General features: G+C 44.5%; 24 protein-coding genes and 1 tRNA gene. 3 read left to right on the top strand and 22 right to left on the bottom strand.

Features of this window, described 5'->3' with window-relative positions:
- Positions 1-7 precede the first annotated feature (7 nt).
- From WA407_RS00200 to rpsF, 13 genes are all read right to left on the bottom strand, one after another.
- On the bottom strand, positions 8-925 hold the full coding sequence (locus WA407_RS00200; protein ID WP_302058496.1) for a DUF2232 domain-containing protein: 918 nt from the start codon (positions 923-925) through the stop codon (positions 8-10).
- 5 nt (positions 926-930) lie between these two features.
- A complete protein-coding gene (locus tag WA407_RS00195; RefSeq protein WP_013312791.1) occupies positions 931-1233 on the bottom strand; it encodes a MazG-like family protein in 303 nt (100 codons plus the stop codon).
- Between the two features lie 121 nt (positions 1234-1354).
- A complete protein-coding gene (locus WA407_RS00190; RefSeq protein ID WP_013312792.1) occupies positions 1355-1783 on the bottom strand; it encodes a CBS domain-containing protein in 429 nt (142 codons plus the stop codon).
- Positions 1784-1828: 45 nt separating this feature from the next.
- Positions 1829-2887, bottom strand: a complete 1059-nt coding sequence (locus WA407_RS00185) for an LCP family protein (RefSeq protein ID WP_235306822.1) — start codon at positions 2885-2887, stop codon at positions 1829-1831.
- A gap of 236 nt (positions 2888-3123) precedes the next feature.
- Positions 3124-4065 (bottom strand): D-alanyl-D-alanine carboxypeptidase family protein, encoded by a 942-nt coding sequence (locus WA407_RS00180; RefSeq protein WP_061830438.1) that lies wholly within the window; start codon positions 4063-4065, stop codon positions 3124-3126.
- Positions 4066-4224: 159 nt separating this feature from the next.
- Positions 4225-5190 (bottom strand): ABC transporter ATP-binding protein, encoded by a 966-nt coding sequence (locus tag WA407_RS00175; protein WP_336076516.1) that lies wholly within the window; start codon positions 5188-5190, stop codon positions 4225-4227.
- A complete protein-coding gene (locus WA407_RS00170; RefSeq protein ID WP_336076515.1) occupies positions 5187-6170 on the bottom strand; it encodes an ABC transporter ATP-binding protein in 984 nt (327 codons plus the stop codon). Before WA407_RS00170 ends, WA407_RS00175 begins: the two co-directional genes overlap by 4 nt.
- A 13-nt stretch (positions 6171-6183) precedes the next feature.
- Positions 6184-7107: an oligopeptide ABC transporter permease gene (opp4C, locus tag WA407_RS00165; RefSeq protein WP_039272121.1), complete on the bottom strand. Its 924-nt coding sequence runs from the start codon at positions 7105-7107 to the stop codon at positions 6184-6186.
- A gap of 11 nt (positions 7108-7118) precedes the next feature.
- Positions 7119-8081: an ABC transporter permease gene (locus tag WA407_RS00160; RefSeq protein ID WP_061830440.1), complete on the bottom strand. Its 963-nt coding sequence runs from the start codon at positions 8079-8081 to the stop codon at positions 7119-7121.
- A 68-nt stretch (positions 8082-8149) separates the two neighbouring features.
- Positions 8150-9889, bottom strand: a complete 1740-nt coding sequence (locus WA407_RS00155) for an ABC transporter substrate-binding protein (RefSeq protein WP_165178321.1) — start codon at positions 9887-9889, stop codon at positions 8150-8152.
- A gap of 525 nt (positions 9890-10414) precedes the next feature.
- Positions 10415-10687 carry a 30S ribosomal protein S18 gene (gene rpsR, locus WA407_RS00150; protein WP_013312800.1) on the bottom strand — a complete coding sequence of 91 codons (273 nt, stop codon included), beginning with the start codon at positions 10685-10687 and terminating at the stop codon, positions 10415-10417.
- A 21-nt stretch (positions 10688-10708) separates the two neighbouring features.
- Positions 10709-11200 carry a single-stranded DNA-binding protein gene (ssb, locus tag WA407_RS00145; protein WP_013312801.1) on the bottom strand — a complete coding sequence of 164 codons (492 nt, stop codon included), beginning with the start codon at positions 11198-11200 and terminating at the stop codon, positions 10709-10711.
- A gap of 49 nt (positions 11201-11249) precedes the next feature.
- Entirely contained in the window at positions 11250-11534 is a 285-nt protein-coding gene (gene rpsF / locus WA407_RS00140) for a 30S ribosomal protein S6 (RefSeq protein WP_013312802.1), read from the bottom strand.
- Positions 11535-11841: 307 nt separating this feature from the next.
- Here rpsF and WA407_RS00135 point away from each other — a divergent pair, with 307 nt between their 5' ends.
- Together WA407_RS00135 and WA407_RS00130 are read left to right on the top strand one after the other, a co-directional pair.
- Positions 11842-12036, top strand: a complete 195-nt coding sequence (locus WA407_RS00135; protein ID WP_013312803.1) for a YjzC family protein — start codon at positions 11842-11844, stop codon at positions 12034-12036.
- 366 nt (positions 12037-12402) lie between these two features.
- Positions 12403-12720 (top strand): hypothetical protein, encoded by a 318-nt coding sequence (locus WA407_RS00130; protein ID WP_336076514.1) that lies wholly within the window; start codon positions 12403-12405, stop codon positions 12718-12720.
- Between the two features lie 223 nt (positions 12721-12943).
- Here WA407_RS00130 and WA407_RS00125 read toward each other — a convergent pair.
- The 3 genes from WA407_RS00125 to WA407_RS00115 all read right to left on the bottom strand — a co-directional run bounded on the left by WA407_RS00125 (position 12944) and on the right by WA407_RS00115 (position 14276).
- Positions 12944-13034, bottom strand: a tRNA-Ser gene (locus WA407_RS00125).
- 77 nt (positions 13035-13111) lie between these two features.
- Positions 13112-13336 carry a DUF951 domain-containing protein gene (locus WA407_RS00120; protein ID WP_025723137.1) on the bottom strand — a complete coding sequence of 75 codons (225 nt, stop codon included), beginning with the start codon at positions 13334-13336 and terminating at the stop codon, positions 13112-13114.
- Positions 13326-14276: a mechanosensitive ion channel family protein gene (locus WA407_RS00115; protein WP_235306825.1), complete on the bottom strand. Its 951-nt coding sequence runs from the start codon at positions 14274-14276 to the stop codon at positions 13326-13328. The genes WA407_RS00120 and WA407_RS00115 overlap by 11 nt, the downstream gene beginning before the upstream one ends.
- Positions 14277-14526: 250 nt before the next feature.
- Here WA407_RS00115 and yyaC point away from each other — a divergent pair, with 250 nt between their 5' ends.
- Positions 14527-15132 carry a spore protease YyaC gene (gene yyaC / locus WA407_RS00110; protein ID WP_336076513.1) on the top strand — a complete coding sequence of 202 codons (606 nt, stop codon included), beginning with the start codon at positions 14527-14529 and terminating at the stop codon, positions 15130-15132.
- Here the strand turns inward: yyaC and WA407_RS00105 are convergent.
- The 6 genes from WA407_RS00105 to mnmG form a co-directional block, all read right to left on the bottom strand.
- Entirely contained in the window at positions 15086-15607 is a 522-nt protein-coding gene (locus WA407_RS00105; protein WP_061830444.1) for a DUF4446 family protein, read from the bottom strand. The genes yyaC and WA407_RS00105 overlap by 47 nt on opposite strands.
- Positions 15608-15805: 198 nt before the next feature.
- Positions 15806-16648, bottom strand: a complete 843-nt coding sequence (locus tag WA407_RS00100) for a ParB/RepB/Spo0J family partition protein (protein WP_254327998.1) — start codon at positions 16646-16648, stop codon at positions 15806-15808.
- The gene (locus WA407_RS00095; protein ID WP_013312810.1) at positions 16641-17402 is read right to left on the bottom strand and encodes a ParA family protein; all 762 of its coding nucleotides are present in this window, start codon (positions 17400-17402) and stop codon (positions 16641-16643) included. The genes WA407_RS00100 and WA407_RS00095 overlap by 8 nt, the downstream gene beginning before the upstream one ends.
- Positions 17403-17588: 186 nt before the next feature.
- Positions 17589-18407, bottom strand: coding sequence for a nucleoid occlusion protein (gene noc / locus WA407_RS00090; protein WP_235306826.1), 819 nt, complete (start codon positions 18405-18407; stop codon positions 17589-17591).
- Positions 18408-18838: 431 nt separating this feature from the next.
- Positions 18839-19561, bottom strand: coding sequence for a 16S rRNA (guanine(527)-N(7))-methyltransferase RsmG (gene rsmG, locus WA407_RS00085; RefSeq protein WP_235306827.1), 723 nt, complete (start codon positions 19559-19561; stop codon positions 18839-18841).
- Positions 19561-21450, bottom strand: a complete 1890-nt coding sequence (gene mnmG / locus WA407_RS00080; protein WP_235306828.1) for a tRNA uridine-5-carboxymethylaminomethyl(34) synthesis enzyme MnmG — start codon at positions 21448-21450, stop codon at positions 19561-19563. Before mnmG ends, rsmG begins: the two co-directional genes overlap by 1 nt.
- Between the last annotated feature and the right edge of the window lie 20 nt (positions 21451-21470).

Here is a 21470-nt window from a genome sequence, read left to right as displayed (position 1 = left end):
GTTCACCCTATTTCTTTGATCTTGTAATAGCTTCACGCAGCGGAAAGGCCAAATCAATAATACCTATAATGCGGAGCGGCTGGAACACCAGAACGACGAGCGACAGCAGCAACGCAATCACCGGGCTCATTTTACGGCTATGCGTCCAGAAGTATACAAAACCAATCGTCTGGATAATAAAACATGCATGAATCAGCGGTAGCATACTAATGGAAACCATTTGAATCCAGCTGCTATCAGAAGACCCTGCTATCCATTCAATTACAATTGCCAGCAGATAATACCAGATCAGCGCGCGCGGTAGCCTCCACTCGCGGGCAGGCTTCATTTTGCGTACCGGTACGTCGAGACTGCTCAATGCCGGACGTGCCAAAGCATGCGTAATCACCGCCAATATGAACGAGGTCACGATCAGCACATACGGAATTTTTCCAATCAGCATTGTGCCGAGTTTCTGCGTGTCCTCTGCCGTCCAATTCATGTTTGAAAACATCGGATTAGCACTCAAAACCTGCTGTACAATACTTGCCGATATCGCAGCCTGATCACGAAGGTACTGCGAAAGATCAAATCCAAAGGCATACGTAGCGATAAACAGAACAACCAACAACTCGGCTAAAATAATGCCCATTCCGGTCATCAACGCTTGAAAAGCAGGTCCTCCCTTTTTATAAATCCGTCCCATCATTATTGAAGGAATCAGAAAATAAATCGCAGGGAGCAGCGAATACACATCGAGTAGCGCTATAATTAACAGCACCGGTATGACGTGGACCAGAAATCCTTTGAAAGGCAGCGATGAAAACAATACAGCGCCAGGCACAATCAGCAAAAATACGGTAATGATTCTTAATGGTGTCAATAGAGTCAGCAGCAGAAGCAAATAAATGACGCTCCATGCTACAGTTGCCAAGCGGAATTTCAACGTTTTCACCTCTTACGCATATGTTCTTCCAGTGCGGAAATGTCCTGATACCAATCCTCCAGCTGGTGTCCTTCTTTTCTGTGCTTTCTTAGCTTGTCGATGAGTAGATCATCCAATTCACGGTAAGACACTCCAAGGCGCCTCCCCAAAATATAACTGCTCATCACCAAACTCGCCAAACAATCACCGATGCGGGCTGTACTGCCTTCCCACATCGCCTTAAACAGACGGGAGACTTGGTCAAGCACCTCTGTTTTAAGCCATTCAATAACCTTGGCTCGTTTAACTACATCCATTTCTTTAGGCATATGATGAAGAGTCACACCCCTCTGAAAAAGCTTTATTCTCCATTATAGCATATCCTATTCTGAAAATAACTGTTACCCCATAGGGTAAATCGTTATTTTCGGACCAGCTTTGCTGCTTATTTTAGCTTGAAGTATTTAGCGATTCCCTGGACACAAATTTTTCACAATACTCAATAATCTGGCTGCGACGTACAATGCCAATAAACCGTTCCATATCATCTACAACGGGCACAAAGTTCTGCACCTTCGCCAAATTAATTAAATCCTCCATGTTCGCGTCAATGGATACGGGCTTCATCGTAACCCGCAACGGAACGTCCTTAAGCATGAACTTAGAAGCGTTTTCAAAGGTGATTTTCCCCTCAGACTCTTTCATATGCCACAACAGATCACCTTCTGTAACCGTACCTGTATATCTACCTTCTTTATCCAAAATAGGAACCGCTGTAAAACGGTGATATTCCATCCGTTCCAACGTTTGCCGTAAAGTAGCATCCGCCGTTACACAAGCAACTTCCTGTTTGGGAAGCAAGAAAAAAGCGATATTCATGAGAAACGAATCCCCCTCAAAATCAAATATAAATCCATTGATTATTCACTGAATGTCCTGCTTGTCGGGAAGCCTCAGCGTCTGCGGGGTTGTATCGGAATCTAGCCAGTTGGCAATCATGAGTCTGGCATATTCAAGTTCCTGTTCATTAGCCCGGTCATAATACAGGCCCTTCTTCTTGAACCCTTCCCCCGTAATCGTAAAACTTAAAATTTGTGGATTCCCCTGCGAAATAGCTTGCTTGCCAAGCCCAGTAATAAAAGTAGGTTCCATATCGGTTTTAAAATTGGCTCCCATAATATCGAGCAGCTCCGGGATCTTGGTAATTCCGTTGATATTCAGCAGCTTATCCGCCATAGCGTTCAAAAATATTTGCTGCCGTTTTGTACGGTTGAAGTCGCTATCTTCCCGATACCTAACATAATACATGGCTTCCTCACCATTATAAAGCGGCTTGCCCGCCTCAATACGGAACTTGATATGCAGCGGGTTCTTATTCTCAATGGGCTTGTCGATTGGAAGCACAACTCCACCCACTGCATTCACCGCCTCCTGAATACCCTGGAAATTAATCGTAGCATAATAATCGGCCTTATGCTCCATCAACTTCTCTACTGTAGCCATGGACATATCTTCGCCTCCGAACGCATAAGCATGCCCCAACTTATCAAAATCATCCTCGCCATCGCGATTCGGATCATGTCCGGCAATCTGTACGTACGTATCCCTTGGAATGGAAACCAAAAGCACACGCGATTCCGCGGGCCGTACTACTGCATACATAACCGTATCCGAACGACCACGCGCCTTTTCATTTGGCCTTTGATCCGTACCCAGTAACAGCACCGAAAAGGGTTCCTTACGGTAAGCTACTGTCTCTTGCTGCTGCTGTTCCCCGGATTGTCGCGGCTGATAGGATTTCTCCAGCTTGCTTTCCAACGTCGGTGATACAAACCAATCAAAAGCCACCAGTGTCAGCTGTTTGCGGAACAGGTAGCCTCCCACTGCAATCAAAAATAAAACAATACATGAAATATATAGAGCGGTAAACCTCTTTTTCTTTTTGGGCTTTCCACTGGTCCTTCTCTTATGTCTTCTCTCCATAACAGGTACCTTCCTTCTTTCCGTCACAAATCCCATCTCTTCATTAAACCAAATTGGTCCCACATGAAGCTGAAACTTCCCCTCAAAGCATAAAAGGTCTACTACCTTGTTGTCAAAAGTATCATGGCGTGGTCAGCTCCTCGAATTCATACCAAAAAAGGCTTCGACCTCACGGTCAAAGCCCCAATTCATGTTTATATTCGTATCCTATGTAGCTTTCAAAATCATTTTTTGCCTTAATGTGGAGCCAGTTTCACCAAATTTTGCAGTCTCACCGGGAAAGAAGTCGACAGGGAAAAACCATAATCGAACAACTTCCGTGTCTGCTCAAAACGCTCTTCCTTGCTCGGTGCACCCAGCACCACAGCAACTAGCCGTCTTCCATGCTGCTCAGCTGTGCCCGTGAAGCAGTATCCAGCATCGCTTGTGTACCCTGCTTTCAGTCCGTCCGTTCCCGCGTAAGAGTACGGTCCAGCCAAGGAAGGCAGCATCCAGTTCGTATTACTAATGTAGATGCCTTTATCCTTCAACTCCATCTGCGTGCGGCTAGACGTTCTCAAAATCTCCGGGTGTGACGTAATCAAATAGGAGGCTAACTTTGCCGTGTCGCTTGCTGTCATTTTCGTTTCTCCCTGAATATCCTCAGGGTGATTCGGCCCCAGTTCACTCTGACCTGCCCCAGACGCATTGCTAAAGCGACTATCGGATGACAATCCAATTTGGGCAGCTTTTCCATTCATACGCTTTACAAAAGCTGATTCATTCCCTGCTGAACGCTCCGCTAACGCGACAGCGGCATCATTCGCTGAATACACAACCATACTCTGGAACAATTCGGATACGGTCATCCTTTCACCATACCGGAGGGAGAGATTTACACCGCCCACTGTACTGGCGTAACGGCTAATTCGCACTTCATCATTCCAGCCTAACCGTCCGGCCCGAATATCCTCCAACACCAATAGCTCAGTCATGAGCTTGGACATATTTGCGGAAGGCATAGGCGTATCACCATTCACATCCATCAGCAATTCCCCAGTATGCATGTCCATCAGCACCGCAGCCTCTGCATCCACATTCGGCTTTCCGATCAATAGGCGGGGTCCAAGCGTAATAAAAATCAATATAATAAGTACCGGGACGACAATAGCCCAACGTAACCAATGTTTTTTCATCATCGTAATAACCTCCATACTTTATTAGACGATGAAAAATCCATTTTGTCTGCAATTTTTCGAAAAAAAGATACAATTTTTTTACCTTTTTTATTCCACGCCAAAATATCCGTCAATTCTGCTTTCAGAATGACGGATATTTTGCTTCCTAATTATTATATTTTAGGCAAAGTGACAGGCTACAAAATGCTGACCGCCCGCATCGCGGTATACCGGAGTCTCTGTTTTACAACGTGCTTCTGCCATAGGACAACGTGTATGAAACTTGCATCCTGAAGGCGGATTGGCCGGAGATGGGATGTCTCCTTTCAACACAATCCGTTGTCTCTTGATCGTGGGATCGGGAATCGGTACAGCCGATAGTAGCGCCTTCGTGTACGGATGAAGCGGGTTACTGAACAGTTCCTCCTTGGAGGAAAGCTCTACCATTGAACCCAGATACATCACACCAATCCGGCTACACAGATGCTCGACTACACTTAGATCATGCGAGATGAACAGATAGGTCAATTGGCGTTCCTGCTGCAAATCACTTAACAAGTTAATGATCTGGGCCTGAATAGACACATCCAGAGCAGATACCGGCTCGTCAGCCACAATAAAATCAGGATTCAAAATCAAAGCCCGTGCAATCCCGATCCGCTGGCGCTGACCGCCAGAGAACTCATGCGGATACCGATCATAATGATACGAGGACAGCCCGCAAATGTTCAGCGTTTCATTGACCTTCTTCCGCAGCTCACTACGATCAATCAACCCGTGATCCAGCAATGCCTCTCCAATGGCTTCACCGACCTTAATTCTCGGATTCAGTGAGCTAAAAGGGTCCTGAAAGACGATTTGCAACTTCGGACGAAGCGCACGGATCTGCTCTTTGTTTAACGCGTGCAAGTCTTCGCCTTTATATCGTACCGATCCCTCTGTCTTATCCATCAATCTGAGAATCGTACGTCCAATCGTACTTTTGCCGCAACCCGATTCTCCTACCAGACCGAAGGATTCACCCTTATGAATGTTAAAGGATACGTCATCGACTGCTTTCACATGTCCGACAGTACGCTGAAAAATTCCGCCTGTGATCGGGAAATACTTTTTCAGCCCTTCCACTTGAATCAAAGGCTCGCTCATATCCGTTGCCCTCCTTCTTTCTCATATAGCCAGCAGGCAACCTTATGACCATTCTCCTTTTCATTCAAGGGAGGAGCCTGATCCTTGCAAATTTGCATACAATGGGCGCACCGATCATGAAAATGACAATTTTCTCCCAGCTCAATTGGGTTTGGAACCTGTCCTGGGATGGAATAGAGTCGATCCATTCTCTGATTAATGACGGGCTTCGCCTTTAATAAGCCTTGAGTATATGGATGTTGCGGATTTTTAAACAGCTCAATGACAGGCGCCTCTTCAATGACGTTTCCAGCATACATAACAACTACATAATCAGCCATTTCTGCCACGACGCCCAAGTCGTGCGTGATGAGCATAATGGACGTTTTAAGCTTATCCTTCAAATCCCGCATTAAATCCAGAATCTGAGCCTGAATCGTAACATCCAGTGCCGTTGTCGGTTCATCCGCAATCAATAGCTTCGGATTACAGCTTAATGCGATGGCAATCATGATCCGCTGGCGCATACCGCCACTCAATTCATGAGGATAGGAATGAAATATTTCCTCTGAACGTGAAATCCCCACCAAATTAATCAGCTCAATTGCCCGAGCATGTGCTTCTTTTTTACTCATTAATGTGTGCATCAGCAATGGCTCCGTGATCTGTTCCCCAATCGTAAGCACGGGATTCAGAGAAGACATGGGCTCCTGAAAAATAATCGAGATGTCATTGCCGCGAATCTGCTGCATTTGACCTTTATTGAGTTTTAGGAGGTCCTTGCCCTCAAACCAGATTTGTCCGTCTGAGGTGTGGGGAGAATCAATCAACCGCATCATCGTCATCGCTGTTACACTCTTACCGCAGCCTGATTCTCCTACCACACAGAGCGTTTCACCCTCACGAATTTTAAAACTGACGTCATTGACCGCTTTGACAGTTCCGTTAGAGGTATGAAAGTGGGTTTTCAGGTTACGAAATTCAATCAAAGCATTCTCCATAAACGTTCGTCTCCTACTTCTTCATTTTAGGGTCCAGCGCGTCACGCAAACCGTCGCCAATCAGGTTAATCGCTACAACTGTAATGAGAATACACATTCCCGGTGGGACCCATATCCAGGGCCGTTTGCGGAAGTCAATCAGGTTATTCGCAGCTGATATCATGTTTCCCCACGAAGGTGTGGGCGGCACAACGCCAATCCCCAAGTAACTGAGCGCAGATTCTGTAATAATCGCACCCGCTACTCCAAGCGTAGCCGTAACAATAATGGTGGGAATCGTGTTCGGCAGCAAATGTCGGAATATTTTGCGGCGGTCTCTCAAACCTAGCGCTTCCGTCGCCTGCATGAACTCCTGTTCACGCAGCGTAAGAATCTGCCCTCTGACCAGACGGGACAAGCTCGTCCAGCTCAGAATCCCGATAATGAGCATCAGAAAATAAATGCGATTCGACGGATCGACCTTCAAATCCGACAGAACAGCACCTAAAATAATAAGCAGCGGTAATGTAGGGAGTGCCATGAAAATATCGGCAATCCGCATAATAACCGTATCCACGCCTTTACGATAAAACCCTGCCAGCGCACCCAGCGTCGCCCCGATCATGACCGAAATAAACGTGGCGACCAGCCCCACCGTCAAGGAAATACGGCCGGCCAGCATCGTACGCAGCAAAATATCTCTACCAAACTTATCCGTCCCAAGCCAGTACTTAGCATTAGGCGATAAATTTTTGTCAGCTAGCTTGTAATCATCTAAATGATAAGGTGAAATCATCGGTCCAAAACTACAAATGGTAACCATCAGAATTAATATAACGAGACCAGCCAAAGCCAGACGGTTTTGGTTAAAACGGCGAACGGCGATTCTCCATGGAGACGCTTCAGGACGGATCGCCGCCTTTTGATTCGTTTCAATCGTGACTGTTTCTGCGGACAATAGTATCCCTCCTACTTCAAGCGAATTCTTGGATCTGCCATGCCATACAATACATCAGAGAGCAAATTACCGATAAGCGTAAGTACCGCTAGGAAAATCGTGAAGCCCAACATAAACGGATAATCCCGCATACTGATCGACTCCAGATAGACCTGACCCACACCCGGCCACACAAATACCTTCTCCAGAATCATCGCTCCACCAAATAAGGCCGGAAGCTCGAAGCCGAGTAGTGTGATGGCTGGAATCAGTGCATTGCGCAGTGCGTGCTTGAAAATAACCGTACGTTCCTTCAGGCCTTTGGCGCGTGCGGTACGAATGTAATCCTGACGAATGACCTCCAACATGCCTGTACGGAAATACCGGGTCAGACTTCCTGTGCTCAGCATCGTAAGTACGAGTGTCGGCAGGAACATATGCTTGAGGACATCTACCATATAAGCCCATGAACCTGGCTCCATCCCTGCTGTGGTCATGCCCCCAACCGGGAGAATTCCCCACTCCAGGGCAAATATTTTGATGACCAATAGACCAATAAAAAATGAAGGCAGCGACATACATAAGAAAATGAATAATGTGACAAACTTATCGAATAACGAATATTGGAACTTGGCTGAAAATACCCCTGCAATAACCGCAATCAACCAACTAAAAATAAGACTAAAAAAAGCGATAATAAATGAGTTCCATACATAATTGCCAATGACCTTCGTTACCGGCTGCTTATGCTGTAATGAATCCCCCATATTCCCCTTTAACATATTACCGGCCCATATAAAATAGCGTTGGTACTCCGGCTTATCCAGCCCGTAGATATGTCGTAGCTGCTGAGCCTTTTCGGCCGTCATATTCGGGTTCTGCTTGGCTGTAATATAATCACCCGGCACCATGGCTGAAATCGCAAATACGATAATGGATATGCCAATAAGTGTGGGGATGAGTTGCAGCAGTCTTCGAATAATGTACTGCTTCATATTCATTCCTCCAGACGAATAAAGTGATATGCCCAGCTCGTGAGAGCTGAGCATACGTTTGGCAACCCTTATTGAGCGATCTGAGCGTTATGCAGAGTGAACTCAAAATCTTTGTATGGTGTAATTTCCAAGCCGGTTACACGTCCATTAACTGGCCACATATCTCTGCGTTGGTACATAAAAATAGTTGGCAGATCCTTGTTCAACTCTTGATAGAGCTGTTTGTAAATCTGTTTGCGTTTCTCTTGATCCAGCTCATGCTTACCAGCAAGCGTTAGTTCATCGACCTTTTTATTGGAGTAGCCGATATCATTTTGTGCACCATTCGTAATAAAAGTCGTTGTATCCGGGTCTGGAGTTAAGCCCCAAGCCGCGAAGAACATATCAAACTTGCCTGTGTCCTTTTTATCCATAATGGCGTTAAAATCTAAAGTTTCGGAAGTCAGCTTGATGCCTAGCTCCTTATAGTTATTGGACATGATCGGTAGCAAGGCCTCTACTACTGGATTATCAGCGGTCGCAGAGAAGTTGATGGTCAGCTTTTCTCCATCCTTTTCACGAATTCCGTCAGCACCAACCTTCCAGCCTGCCTCATCCAGCAAAGCCTTCGCCTTAGCTGTATCAAATTCATATTTGTTGATACCTTCATCCGTATAAGACCAGGATTCTGTAGATTGTGGAATGTTAATAACATTCGCATATGGACCATACACGCCCTGCACAATCTCCTTGCGGTTTAACCCAATAGTTAAAGCCTGACGTACTTTAGGGTCCTGAAATTTCTTTTCCTTGTGATTAAACGCAATATATCCATAGCCGTTTGTCGGCATAATATTCACGTCCAAGAAGCCCAACGCCTTTAATTCCTCTACATTGTCTTCCGTAACTGTGATGTTATCCATGTCCGTTTCGCCTGTTTGCAGCATAGACAGGTTCGTTTCTTCTGTTGTTGTTTTAAAAATAACTGATTTCACCTTTGGTGCGCCCTTGAAGTAGTTTGGATTCGCATCCAATACGACTTGTTGACCCGGGGAAAAGCTCTTCAGCACATACTGACCAGAGCCGATTGGCTTATTATTAAGCGCCTTAATGCTGTCCAGGTTACCCTTTTTGAACCCTTTTCCGTAATAAGCTTCTGGCATGAAGTATTGCTCACCCAGAAAATCCTTTGTATACGCTGTTGCTTCTGTAACGGTGACCTCTACTGTATTATCATCAATGACCTTGATCCCCGAGATATCATTTGCTTTGCCATCGTGATATTCTTTACCGCCTTTAATCTTAAAAGACAATACATCGGTTTCTCCATCATAATTCGGATCATGCAGCACTTTGAGTACAAAAGCATAATCCTTCACGGTTACTGGAGTACCGTCACTATACTTCACACCTGGTTTCAGATGGAATGTGTATTTTAGACCATCTGGCGATACATCAACCTTTTCAGCCAAACTATTTTCATATGTACCATCCGCCTTCACCTGTAAGAAGGAATCAAATACTGTTCTGACTACATATAAATCGTAAGTCGTTTGCCAGAATAGCGGGTTGAATACCCCTTTAGGTGATGTCATACCTACTACAATGTTATCTTTCCGATTAGTCGCTCCCGGAGGGTTTTGCGACAGATCAGTTGCTTTAATAACGCCCTCCGTAACAGGTGCACTTGCTTCATTTCCCTCTGTTTTATTGCCCGCATTGCCTTGCTGTGGCTGTGCCTCATTGGCACCTCCGCTACATCCTGCAAACAGAACACCAACGATCGTAAGCATCATAAGCAAAGAAACCCATTTCTTCGTCTGCATCATCCTGTTAATCCCCCTTAGTCGGTTCTTTATTTAACAGCCTGTCTCATTCCTGCGGTGATTCGTTAAAGCTTGAGGTTTGAAAATGAAGTTTGCACATCCTCCTTACTGTCTTTAATAGCGTAAACACGTGTTTTAGACCTCTGGTCAATTTTGTGCATTAACAACCATTACATTTTTATTAAGGTTTATCTTAAGTGTAAAATAATATCACGTCAATATCTTTTTTTATGTAATATAAAAATGCAAAATATCTATTTATGTAAACTTTATGAATTTTACTTGTGGAAAATGACAAAAAATAAGATTACATGTAATATAAAATAACATTCCAGAAGGCCGAAATGTTTACTCTGGCGAGTTGAGGAGCTTGTAATTTCACAAGCCATTAAAAGGTATACTATAGTTTATGGGTAAACATGGATTGTATTATTAGTAAGTTACAATAGATGGCACTTGTTGTCAATATAAAAGATCACAAAAAAAGACATTCCCGGGATCGGGAATGTCTCTTTTTTCCACCCACTACTATTCAGTAGTGTAAGGAAGCAATGCGATTTGACGGGAACGTTTAACAGCGATTGTCAACATACGTTGATATTTCGCGCTTGTTCCAGTCACACGACGAGGAAGAATTTTTCCACGTTCGCTGATGAATTTTTTAAGCAGGTCTGTATCTTTATAGTCAATGTGAGTAATTTTGTTCACAGTGAAGAAACATACTTTACGACGTTTGTTGCGACCACCACGACGAGCTGGTCTTTTGTTATCGTCTCCGCCTTCTCTTTGTCTGAAGCCCATTCTTTGTCAGTCCTTTCCCAATTAAAATGGTAAATCATCATCCGAAATATCGATCGGTTTTCCGTCATCGGAAAAAGGATCCTGATTGTTTCGCGAGTTATTATTCCCGCGTCCACTATTGCTGTTACCGCCTCCGAAAGGAGACTCCTCACGCGCAGCTCCACCGCTATTGCCGCCACCGTTACCGCCATCGCGGTTAGATTCCAAGAAACGCACATTATCAGCTACAATTTCAGTCACGTATACACGTTTTCCTTCATTGTTCTCATAATTACGCACCTGGACACGGCCTTCAACAGCCGTTAAACGACCTTTGCGAAGATAGTTAGCGCATGTTTCAGCAAGCTGACGCCAGGTTACGATCGGCAAGAAATCCGCTTCCCGTTCGCCGCCTTGACTCGTAAACGGACGGTCTACAGCCAGGGTGAACTGGGTTACTGCTACACCAGACGGTGTATAGCGCAGCTCTGGATCTTTGGTCAAACGACCGATCAGAATGACACGGTTCAACAATCCAATCCCCTCCTTTGAGCGTTGTTCATTACATAATCACGTACAATAATTAAGCTACGTCGTTCGTAATGAGATAACGAATTACTTCGTCAGAAATTTTCATGATACGCTCAAGCTCAGTAACAACAGCAGGTTCTGCTGTGAAGTTTACCAGAACGAAAGAACCATCACGGAATTTCTTGATCTCATACGCAAGACGGCGTTTAGTTACATCGTGACTCGTAATTTCGCCACCGCCGTTAGAGATGATACCTTGGAATTTATCGACTGTCGCTTGAACAGCTTCTTGTTCAATGTCAGGACGAATAATATACATCGCTTCATATTTGCGCATTCTTTACACCTCCTTATGGACATAAGGCCCTCAATCTCAGTTGAGAGCAAGGAACGAGCCTAAGCTCGCACTAAAACAGTTTACCAAATTGAGCAACTGAATGCAACCTACAAATTCAATACACAAGCCTAACACTGCATATCATTAGCTTTATACAATTTTATAGAACATCAAAAATTTCGCATATATAAAGGAAATCATTTGATTCACTCACTATCTGTATACCTTCATTTCGCATGTTTCTGTTCAAGACAGCGCACAATAACCGTTGCAGTTCAAATTCATTTATCTAAGGAGGCACCACTGTATGGGTGAAAAGACTGAGTTCGAACCAGGGGATAAGGTCCCAAACGACGGCGTATACATGGAGGTCGGAGAAAAGAGCTTCCATACTGAAATCCAAAACCCACAGCAAGTAACGCTTGAAAGAGGCGATTCTTTTCCCGAGACCGCCAACCATAATCGCAAATGGAAGAAAAAAACGAAAGCTCGTGTCCACTAATGTATATTTCCTCGGAATCCTGGCCATATTATGATTAGGCGATACAACAGAGAGGTGTGGTTCCGTTGGATGACGTAGCCGGACAAACTGTTAGGAGATCCATTCCGGGCATTAGAAGCGTTAGGTTTGTGTAAAAGGACACTGTCTTTTCAACACGGTATTGCTTATCAGTACACCGAGTTTCATGATGTGATTGGACAGATCGTATCCTGTTAAAAATGTATCGCCTACGATGGAGGACCTTTGTGGTCCTCCTTTGTTGCATTATCGGACTTTTTGCATATCCTGGTAAAATGCAGATTAATTCAGCTCCTTCTGCTAGAATATATCCAAGTACAAAGACCTACTATCTACGGAGGTTTAAAGATGAGCTATTCTCGAATATTAAAGTGGATATCAGGTATATTCGAATTGGTGCTTGCCGTACCGATTGTGGGGGGAGCTATTGTCATGGGGACCGGCTACTCGGCTCTGGGATTTATGCTTGTCCTACACGCAGTAACACTTATCCTGTCGTTACGCAATCAGGAGGCGATCTACGGCTCCGTATGGGGAGTACTCACTTCTTTGCTGGCCTGGATACCCTTTGCAGGCTGGGCTCTCCATTTGATTGCAGCGATCCTTCTGATGATCTCTGGCTCAAAAAAAACAAAACGCTATCATTACCCGCCTAACCAGCTATAACAAAAAAGTGCTCCTAACGGCAATAATTTCCCCGCTGTTAGGAGCATTTTTTTGTTATAACGCCTTATTCATTCCCAATAGATTTGTAATCGTTTCTTCCATCTTACCCTCATGGTTTATCTTAGTGCTTTTCACTTTATCACAGTCTGTTGATCTTTTATTCCACAAACAAAAAATCCCCTACGTCACAGACGTAAGAGATTGGTTTATTTAATGAAGTTAGTGGCGGAAAGAGTGGGAGTCGAACCCACGCACGCCTTGCGACGCCTAACTGATTTCGAGTCAGCCCCCTTAGACCTCTTGGGTACCTTTCCGCAGCAAGGATAATTATATCATCATTGCAACTGTGACGCAAGCTGATTCTGGTTCATCGCCATTCATCTTTCTTGGCTCAATTTGCTTCTGTGTTTTGCTCGTCGGCATTAGCCTTTGATCGCAGCACTTTCTTCATATTCTTTTCGAACTTGGCACGCGGAATCAGCACACTATGCTGGCAACCGACACATTTGATTCGAATATCCATCCCCATGCGGATAATTTCCATTTCATTCGTTCCACACGGATGAGGCTTCTTCATCTGTACAATGTCCCCTAGTTCAAATGACTTACGCTCCACCCTTCTCTCCCCCTTTTCTTCCTTGTTCATCTTCTTTTTCTAGGGTTATCGCTGTCTCCAAAGCGGCTTGACGATGTTCCTCATCCTCTAGGGCCTTCTTGATGTTATTCTGAATATCACGCTCTACCACGGCCCCTGTATTCGGCATACATTCTGCCACAACACGCACAATATACTCTGAGGTAGTCATGGACTGAACCCCTAACACATCCGGTATATTAAGTATCTGTACATTGGACTCTTCAATACCTTGAATTGCCTGTTTTACCAAACCTACCGCTTCCTCCAGGCTACGCTCTGCCTTCATTGGCACATCCACTACCGCTAACGCGTTGGACATAGAGAAGTTCGTTACCGTTGTAATTGAGCCGTTTGGTAAAATGTACACCTCACCCTTCCAGCTCACCAGTCTGGTTGTACGCAGCCCGATCATTTCCACTGTACCCTTGAAAGTACCTGTCTGAATGACATCTCCTACGGCAAATTGATCTTCAAAAATAATAAAGAATCCGGTAATTACATCCTTAACCAAACTCTGTGCCCCAAAACCAACAGCCAATCCAAGCACTCCAGCTCCAGCAATCAGAGGGCCGAGATTAATACCCATTTGCGATAGCACCAGCATAATCAAAATGAAATTAAATACAATATTGGTTACATTTTTCAGCAGTTCCCCAACAGTCGTTAAGCGTCTTGTATTCAATCGGAACCTGCCGTTATCTCCTTTTTGTTGCATCGACTTATCTATAATTTTATTAATAACTCGAATAAAGATACGTGTGATGATAAAAATAATCGCTATTTTCAAAATCACAAACAAAAGGGTCGACCACATCGTACTATCAGTGAGCCATTTCCATACAGCATCCTTCCATTGAATCGCATCTTTCACTACGTCATCCGTACCTACATTACCGGCCAACCAATGTATTAAGGTCATGCTGTACTCCTCCTTAAACAAGGGAACTACTCCTCCTGCTTCCCGAATTCTATTCCTACTATATAAGCTTATCTACTGACTTCAAACATATGGCTATGAATAATCTACTTCCTTCGAGTATAAAAACACAAGTTTATCCATATACTAGCTACTATCTTGAGCATAAATGTTACCCGCAGGCTAATTGTTATTCTCCAAGGTACAGCGAGCGTAACCCGCACACTCCATTACAGAGCGAAAGGAAGATTCCATGACTCATCCATCTGACTTCATTCCGGGGCAAGAACCCCTAAGCTTAAAAATATCACACACAGACCCCGGGATCCAATCAGCCATCATCCATCGTCTGCTGTTCCATCTGCACCAGGCGCCGAGTCTGCAAAATATCGTCATTATTTGCATCGGCACCGACCGTTCTACTGGAGATTGCCTGGGTCCGCTCGTAGGTACGCATTTAGCACGCTACAAAAGCCCTCTGTTTAACCTATACGGTACATTAGAAGAGCCTGTACATGCCATGAACCTGCAAACGACGCTGAACGGCATACAAGACCAGTATGAACAGCCTTATATCATTGGTATAGATGCATGTCTTGGACAAACCTCCAGTGTTGGGTGCATTCAGGTTTCAGAAGGCCCTCTCAAGCCGGGAGCAGGTGTAAATAAAGAATTACCGCCGGTCGGCGATATCCATTTGACTGGTATCGTTAACGTCGGCGGCTTCATGGAATACTTCGTGCTACAAAATACAAGACTAAATTTGGTAATGAAATTATCAGATATCATTGCTGGTAGCCTATACTCCGCGATTAAGGAGTGGCATTACCGTTCTGTCCTGCTTGCTGCGCAAGAGTAACGGCTTCTTTTTCTTCAGGTGATAAGGAATAGGTGGATTGTCCCGCTTCTAGAGGCTTGGCATACACATATGAACCATCTCGGTTATAAATGCCGGTTAATACCATACCATCCTGATTGTCGTCTACAATAGCCAGAGAGAAGCTTAAATCACTTCCTCTCTCACCAAAGGCATTATAGCGTTTAATGCCTATATGTCCCTTCAAGCCAGTCAGTTTGCTGCGTAGTGATTTCATACTTGCACGATGGGTTTCCTGCTCATCCTCAATCGAATCCATCTGTACCTTCAAATCAATCAGCAGCGTTTCCAAATTCTCGACACCGCTGCCTGCCATCATGGTTTCATACTTTCGCCGCATCTTCTTCAGCTTTGCACCCTGCACGATAATAACAATCAACAGGATGAGCAAAATAAGCACGATCCCTGCAACGATTCCGGCAAGCTGTTCCATGATTAGTCCATTCAATTCAGCCATATGCTTGCTTCTACTCCTCTACCTCAAAAATCATGTACCTGCATACTTATATTTTATACGTTTGAGAACAGCGAAACAAATAACACAAGGCTATTAGTTTATCCATCAAAACCATTCTAATTCCTGCAATTCCAGACAAAGCAAAGACATATCTCACTTTCCATTTTGCTCAAGGAGACATGTCCATATTTCAACTAACTACTGTAATAGCTCCAGTAATCTTTCCAAATCCTGCTGGCTGTAATAATTCAATTCAATTTTGCCTTTATCCTTATTGTGCTTGATCTTAACAGTTGTTTTAAAGCGTTCACGCAGGGACTCTTCCATATGGTCAATATAGGGGTCCTTTTTCCGTACCTTTGCTTTGGCTTTCGCCTCACCAGGTTTATGATCCAACTGCTGTACAGCTTCCTCCAGTTCGCGAACACTCCACTGCTGTTCAATACATTGCTGTGCTAACTGTTTCACCCTGTCTGGATCTTTGAGCCCAACAATAGCCCTAGCGTGTCCCATAGACAATGTTCCACGTGAAACATGATCTTTAACTTCTTCAGGCAATGCGAGCAAACGAAGGAAATTGGCAATATGAGAACGTGATTTTCCCACTTTCATGGACAACTCTTCCTGAGTTAAAGAAAATTGATCCATCAATCCCTGATAAGCCACTGCCACTTCCATTGCATTCAAATTCTCACGCTGCAAATTCTCAATCAGGGCAATCTCCATCACTTGCTGATCCGTAAAATTGCGAACAACTACAGGTATAGTCGGATTCCCACAAAATTGAGACGCCCGAAACCGCCTTTCCCCGGCTATGATTTCATATCCTCGCAATACACTACGTGCAATAATAGGTTGGATAACACCGTGCTGACGAATGGATTCGGCTAATTCTTTAATAGACTCTTCATCAAACGTTTTGCGAGGCTGGTACGGGTTCGCACGCAACTGGCTGAGCGGAATGTCAACAACTTTATCTTCTTCATTGACCATAAGGGAGGGAATGAGTGCATCAAGTCCTTTTCCCAACCGTTTACTCATAAGATACCACTTCCTTTGCCAACTCAATATATACCTCTGCCCCACGGGAACGGGGATCATACGTAATAATGGACTGGCCATGTGATGGTGCTTCGCTGAGTCTCACATTGCGTGGAATAATCGTCTGATAAACCTTGCTTTGAAAATACTTTTTCACTTCTTCAATCACCTGAATACCCAAGTTCGTGCGAGCATCAAACATGGTTAACAACACACCTTCAATTTGCAGTGAGGTGTTCAGATGTTTTTGCACTAATCGCACGGTATTCAACAATTGACTTAATCCTTCTAATGCGTAATATTCACACTGGATTGGAATAATGACTGAATCGGAAGCCGTCAATGAATTAAGCGTCAAAATACCCAGTGATGGCGGACAATCAATTAATATATAATCATAATTATGCTTAACGAGTTGAAGCGATCTTTTTAATCTCAATTCGCGAGAAATGGTCGGCACCAGTTCAATTTCCGCGCCTGCTAACTGAATGGTTGCCGGAATAATATCTAATCCCTCAACCTGTGTACTCATAATAGCTTCGCTAGGATCAACCTCATTAATGAGTACATCATAAATACAATTTGCCACGTCCGCCTTATTGATACCCACACCGCTGGTTGTATTACCTTGCGGGTCGATATCCACGAGCAATACCCTTTTGCCGAGGGAAGCAAGTCCGGCGCCCAAATTAACGGAAGTAGTTGTTTTGCCTACTCCGCCCTTTTGATTGGCTACGGCTATTATTTTTGACACTTCATTCACCTCATAATTTAATCGGAATCCTGCTACACTCCATAACTACACAACGCTCTATGGAGACGTTACTTAGTCCTTAACTTACGGATAACGGCAATTTCAGAATAGAATTGAGTATGCTGCGGTTTTATTCGGCGTTAGACAGAAAAAGCGGCAATTGCTGCCGCCTGTACGCTTCATCCCTTACTTACGTTTGGGAATTTGAATGACAATCTCATAGTGATCCTCATGATCAGATTCCTTGGTTTTGATATCCAAGCCTGAGCCAGACACCATATCAATGGATTGACGAATCGTATTCAGCGCAAGCCGGACATCCTTGGTAAAGGAAATCCGCTTCGATTTCTTATTGGTGGATACTTGTTTATAAAAGGCAACTCGTGCCTCTGTCTGCTTCACATTGAGTTCCTTGGCAATGACTTCATCTAAAACCTTGTACTGTAGTTCTTCAGTCTCTAATGACAATAATGCACGAGCATGACGCTCGGACACCTTCCGTTCCATTAGAGCCTCTTTCACTCTCTCCGGCAGATGAAGCAGCCGTATCTTGTTAGCAATAGTGGATTGGCTTTTGCCAAGTCGTTGAGCGAGGCTTTCCTGGGTGAGCTGATGTAGATCAATCAGCTTTTGGTAAGCTACAGCTTCTTCAATCGCAGTTAACCCTTCCCGTTGAAGATTTTCAATCAACGCGATGGATGCAGCTTGTGAATCATTAAACTCACGAACAATGGCTGGAATAGTTTCCATACCCAGCTTGGTGACAGCTCTCCAACGACGTTCCCCTGCTATAATCTCATAATGTCCATCACGGAAACGAACGACAATCGGTTGAATTACACCATGCGTCTTAATGGTCTGGCATAGCTCATCAATCTTCTCGTCGTCAAATATGGTACGGGGCTGATAAGGACTGCTGACAATATCCCGAACTGGAATTTGTTTTATTTCGTCCCCAGTAGATCGCTCCGTCAAACCAAATAGCTTGGAAAATTGTTCTTTCATTCCGTATAATACCACCTAATTTCATAATAGCACCATACTAACAGCGCTTCGTGAAAAACAGTTCCTTACGCGGATCGTAGACCCTTTTATATGAAACAGCGCCGTAAGCGGGTACACTCCACGTACACCCCTGACATTTGTTATCCCACTGCCCTATATGTATATCTGAATTCATGGGTACGGGAGCAGTCAACTTACATTAAAACGATTATCTCTATTCTATCACTTTTCCAGCCATAATCCTATCGTCTCTATCAGCTTTTCGGAAGGATCAGATAATAAATTATGCATCCTCTTTGACAACTATCTATCCATCTTCTTCCCCCATGTAAACAAGAACGCATGTTAGCAAAGTGTCTTTTATGTAAAGAGTCTGTCAGCCATAAAAAAAGTGAATGTTTCACGTGAAACATTCACTTTCTTTCAAACAATTACACTAACGGCGTCTTCAAAGGAGTACCCGGCTTACGTGGATATTTCCGTGGTGTAGCCGCTCTTTTCTCAATAATAATCATATGTCTGGCTGCATCTTCAACAGGTAGCTGGAAAGCCTGAACATGTTTGATTTTTCCCTTTAGCTCTTTCAAACTGTAGGAGGCTTCCTTGATTTCCTCCGTAGGATCACTACCCTTCATCGCGGCAAAGTGTCCCCCTTCACGGACAAACGGCAAACAAAATTCATTCAATACGGCGAGACGAGCAACCGCTCTGGCTGTCACTAGATCATAGCTATCGCGGTATCCTGGTTTACGCCCCAATTCCTCTGCCCTGCTGTGAACCAGTTCAACATTTTCCAAACCCAACTGCTCTACTACATGGGCCAAGAATTGTATACGTTTGTTCAACGAATCTACAATAGTCAACTGAATCTGCGGAAAGCATATTTTCAAAGGAATGCCTGGAAAACCTGCACCTGATCCAATATCAGCCAAGCTTCCCACATCATTTAACGGAACATAAAAGGCCAGGGAAAGAGAATCATAAAAATGCTTGGTGTACACTGCATCGCGCTCAGTAATACCCGTCAGGTTCATTTTTTCATTCCACTCAACCAGCACACGGTAATATGTTTCAAACTGCTCTAACTGACTGTCATTAATCACAATACTATGCTCTGCCAGCCGCTGCTTAAATTGCTGTTGTATCGCGTCCATTATGATCCCCTTGCTGCTGTTACGCGGTTATAATGCTCCAGATAAACCAGCAAAATGGAAATGTCCGCAGGAGTTACACCCGAAATACGGGATGCTTGGCCAATCGACATCGGACGGATCTTTTCAAGCTTCTGCTTGGCCTCAATGGCCAGTCCTTGAACTTCATTGTATACAATATCCTCTGGGAGCTTCTTCTTCTCCATCTTTTGCAGACGCTCCACATGCATCAATTGCTTTTCAATGTAGCCCGCATACTTAATCTGGATTTCCACCTGCTCCTGTTCTTCCTCAGTAAGAGCTATAGGTGAAGGTGAGATTTGTGCTACTTGCGCATAACTGATCTCTGGTCGACGTAGCACCGTTAACAAATTACTGCCATCCTGTATTGGTGCAGATCCGCCTTGCTCCAGCATCTCATTTATATCAACCGGACGAACCTTCGCCAAGCGCAAACGCTCAATCTCTTGCTCTACCTTTTGCTTTTTATCCAAAAAGCGCTCGTATCGTTCATCCGTAATTAGGCCAATATCATGCCCGATCGGAGTCAATCGCAGGTCCGCGTTATCATGACGCAATAACAGACGGTATTCTGCACGCGACGTCAGCAGACGATAAGGCTCATTCGTCCCCTTCGTCACCAAATCATCGATCAGAACCCCAATGTAGCCTTGCGAACGGTCCAATACGACAGGCTCTTTGCCCAGCACCTTACGAGCTGCGTTAATCCCTGCCATAATTCCTTGGCCCGCAGCTTCTTCATAACCAGAGGTACCGTTAATCTGACCTGCTGTGAACAAGCCAGGAACTTTCTTCGTTTCCAAAGTAGGCCATAACTGCGTAGGTACCATTGCATCATATTCAATAGCATAGCCATTGCGCATCATCTCTACCTTTTCCATTCCCGGAATCGAACGCAGCACAGCTAATTGCACATCCTCTGGCAAGCTGGTCGACAAGCCTTGAACATAGTATTCAGATGTGTTTTTACCTTCAGGCTCCAAAAAGATTTGGTGCTTAGGCTTATCACTGAAACGTACCACTTTATCTTCAATAGATGGGCAATAACGTGGTCCCGTCCCTTCAATCAAACCAGAGAACATGGGCGCACGGTGCAAGTTATCATTAATAATCTGATGCGTTTCTACTGAAGTATATGTCAGCCAGCAAGGAAGCTGTTCATTATCCGAAGACTTCGTTTCATAGGAGAAGAACTTCGGTTGATCATCACCCGGTTGTATTTCCGTTTTGCTAAAATCAATCGTGTCCTTGTGCACACGTGGTGGCGTTCCTGTCTTAAATCGAACCAGATCAAAACCCAGTTCTCTCAAATGCTCAGACAATCTCAACGAAGGCTGTTGATTGTTCGGACCACTCTCATACATCAGCTCGCCCATAATGATTTTTCCGCGCAGATAAGTGCCTGTGGTTAGGACAACTGCTTTACTTCGATACTCTGTGCCCGTCTTCGTAATTACACCTACGCAATGGCCGTCTTCCATAATCAGCTCTTCCACCATACCTTGGCGTAAGGTTAGATTCGGTTCCTTTTCCATCGTTTCCTTCATCGTATGCTGATAAGAGAACTTGTCTGCTTGTGCACGCAATGCATGAACCGCCGGACCCTTACCAGTATTTAACATTCTCATTTGGATAAATGTCTTATCAATATTCCGACCCATTTCGCCGCCCAGTGCATCAATTTCTCGCACCACATGCCCTTTTGCAGGACCGCCAATAGACGGGTTGCAGGGCATGAACGCGACCATATCCAGGTTAATTGTAATCATCAACGTGCGACAGCCCATCCGTGCTGCTGCCAAGGCTGATTCTACGCCCGCATGGCCCGCGCCTACGACAATTACGTCATAGTCGCCTCCTTGGTAACCCATACCTTTCTTACCTCCTTATA

The sequence above is a fragment of the Paenibacillus sp. 203 genome, assembly GCF_037027525.1.
Lineage (GTDB): Bacteria > Bacillota > Bacilli > Paenibacillales > Paenibacillaceae > Paenibacillus > Paenibacillus polymyxa_B.
This window is presented reverse-complemented; position numbering and strand designations above follow the sequence as displayed.

Coding starts and splice junctions, on each gene's coding strand:
- WA407_RS00155 (WP_165178321.1), bottom strand. CDS start 9,889: ATGATGCAGACGAAGAAATGGGTTTCTTTGCTTATGATGCTTACGATC.
- WA407_RS00115 (WP_235306825.1), bottom strand. CDS start 14,276: ATGACCTTAATACATTGGTTGGCCGGTAATGTAGGTACGGATGACGTA.
- WA407_RS00180 (WP_061830438.1), bottom strand. CDS start 4,065: ATGATGAAAAAACATTGGTTACGTTGGGCTATTGTCGTCCCGGTACTT.
- WA407_RS00135 (WP_013312803.1), top strand. CDS start 11,842: ATGGGTGAAAAGACTGAGTTCGAACCAGGGGATAAGGTCCCAAACGAC.
- WA407_RS00160 (WP_061830440.1), bottom strand. CDS start 8,081: ATGAAGCAGTACATTATTCGAAGACTGCTGCAACTCATCCCCACACTT.
- WA407_RS00100 (WP_254327998.1), bottom strand. CDS start 16,648: ATGAGTAAACGGTTGGGAAAAGGACTTGATGCACTCATTCCCTCCCTT.
- WA407_RS00190 (WP_013312792.1), bottom strand. CDS start 1,783: ATGAATATCGCTTTTTTCTTGCTTCCCAAACAGGAAGTTGCTTGTGTA.
- rpsR (WP_013312800.1), bottom strand. CDS start 10,687: ATGGGCTTCAGACAAAGAGAAGGCGGAGACGATAACAAAAGACCAGCT.
- rpsF (WP_013312802.1), bottom strand. CDS start 11,534: ATGCGCAAATATGAAGCGATGTATATTATTCGTCCTGACATTGAACAA.
- WA407_RS00105 (WP_061830444.1), bottom strand. CDS start 15,607: ATGGCTGAATTGAATGGACTAATCATGGAACAGCTTGCCGGAATCGTT.
- rsmG (WP_235306827.1), bottom strand. CDS start 19,561: ATGGACGCGATACAACAGCAATTTAAGCAGCGGCTGGCAGAGCATAGT.
- WA407_RS00130 (WP_336076514.1), top strand. CDS start 12,403: ATGAGCTATTCTCGAATATTAAAGTGGATATCAGGTATATTCGAATTG.
- WA407_RS00185 (WP_235306822.1), bottom strand. CDS start 2,887: ATGGAGAGAAGACATAAGAGAAGGACCAGTGGAAAGCCCAAAAAGAAA.
- yyaC (WP_336076513.1), top strand. CDS start 14,527: ATGACTCATCCATCTGACTTCATTCCGGGGCAAGAACCCCTAAGCTTA.
- WA407_RS00175 (WP_336076516.1), bottom strand. CDS start 5,190: ATGAGCGAGCCTTTGATTCAAGTGGAAGGGCTGAAAAAGTATTTCCCG.
- WA407_RS00195 (WP_013312791.1), bottom strand. CDS start 1,233: ATGCCTAAAGAAATGGATGTAGTTAAACGAGCCAAGGTTATTGAATGG.
- mnmG (WP_235306828.1), bottom strand. CDS start 21,450: ATGGGTTACCAAGGAGGCGACTATGACGTAATTGTCGTAGGCGCGGGC.
- noc (WP_235306826.1), bottom strand. CDS start 18,407: ATGAAAGAACAATTTTCCAAGCTATTTGGTTTGACGGAGCGATCTACT.
- WA407_RS00170 (WP_336076515.1), bottom strand. CDS start 6,170: ATGGAGAATGCTTTGATTGAATTTCGTAACCTGAAAACCCACTTTCAT.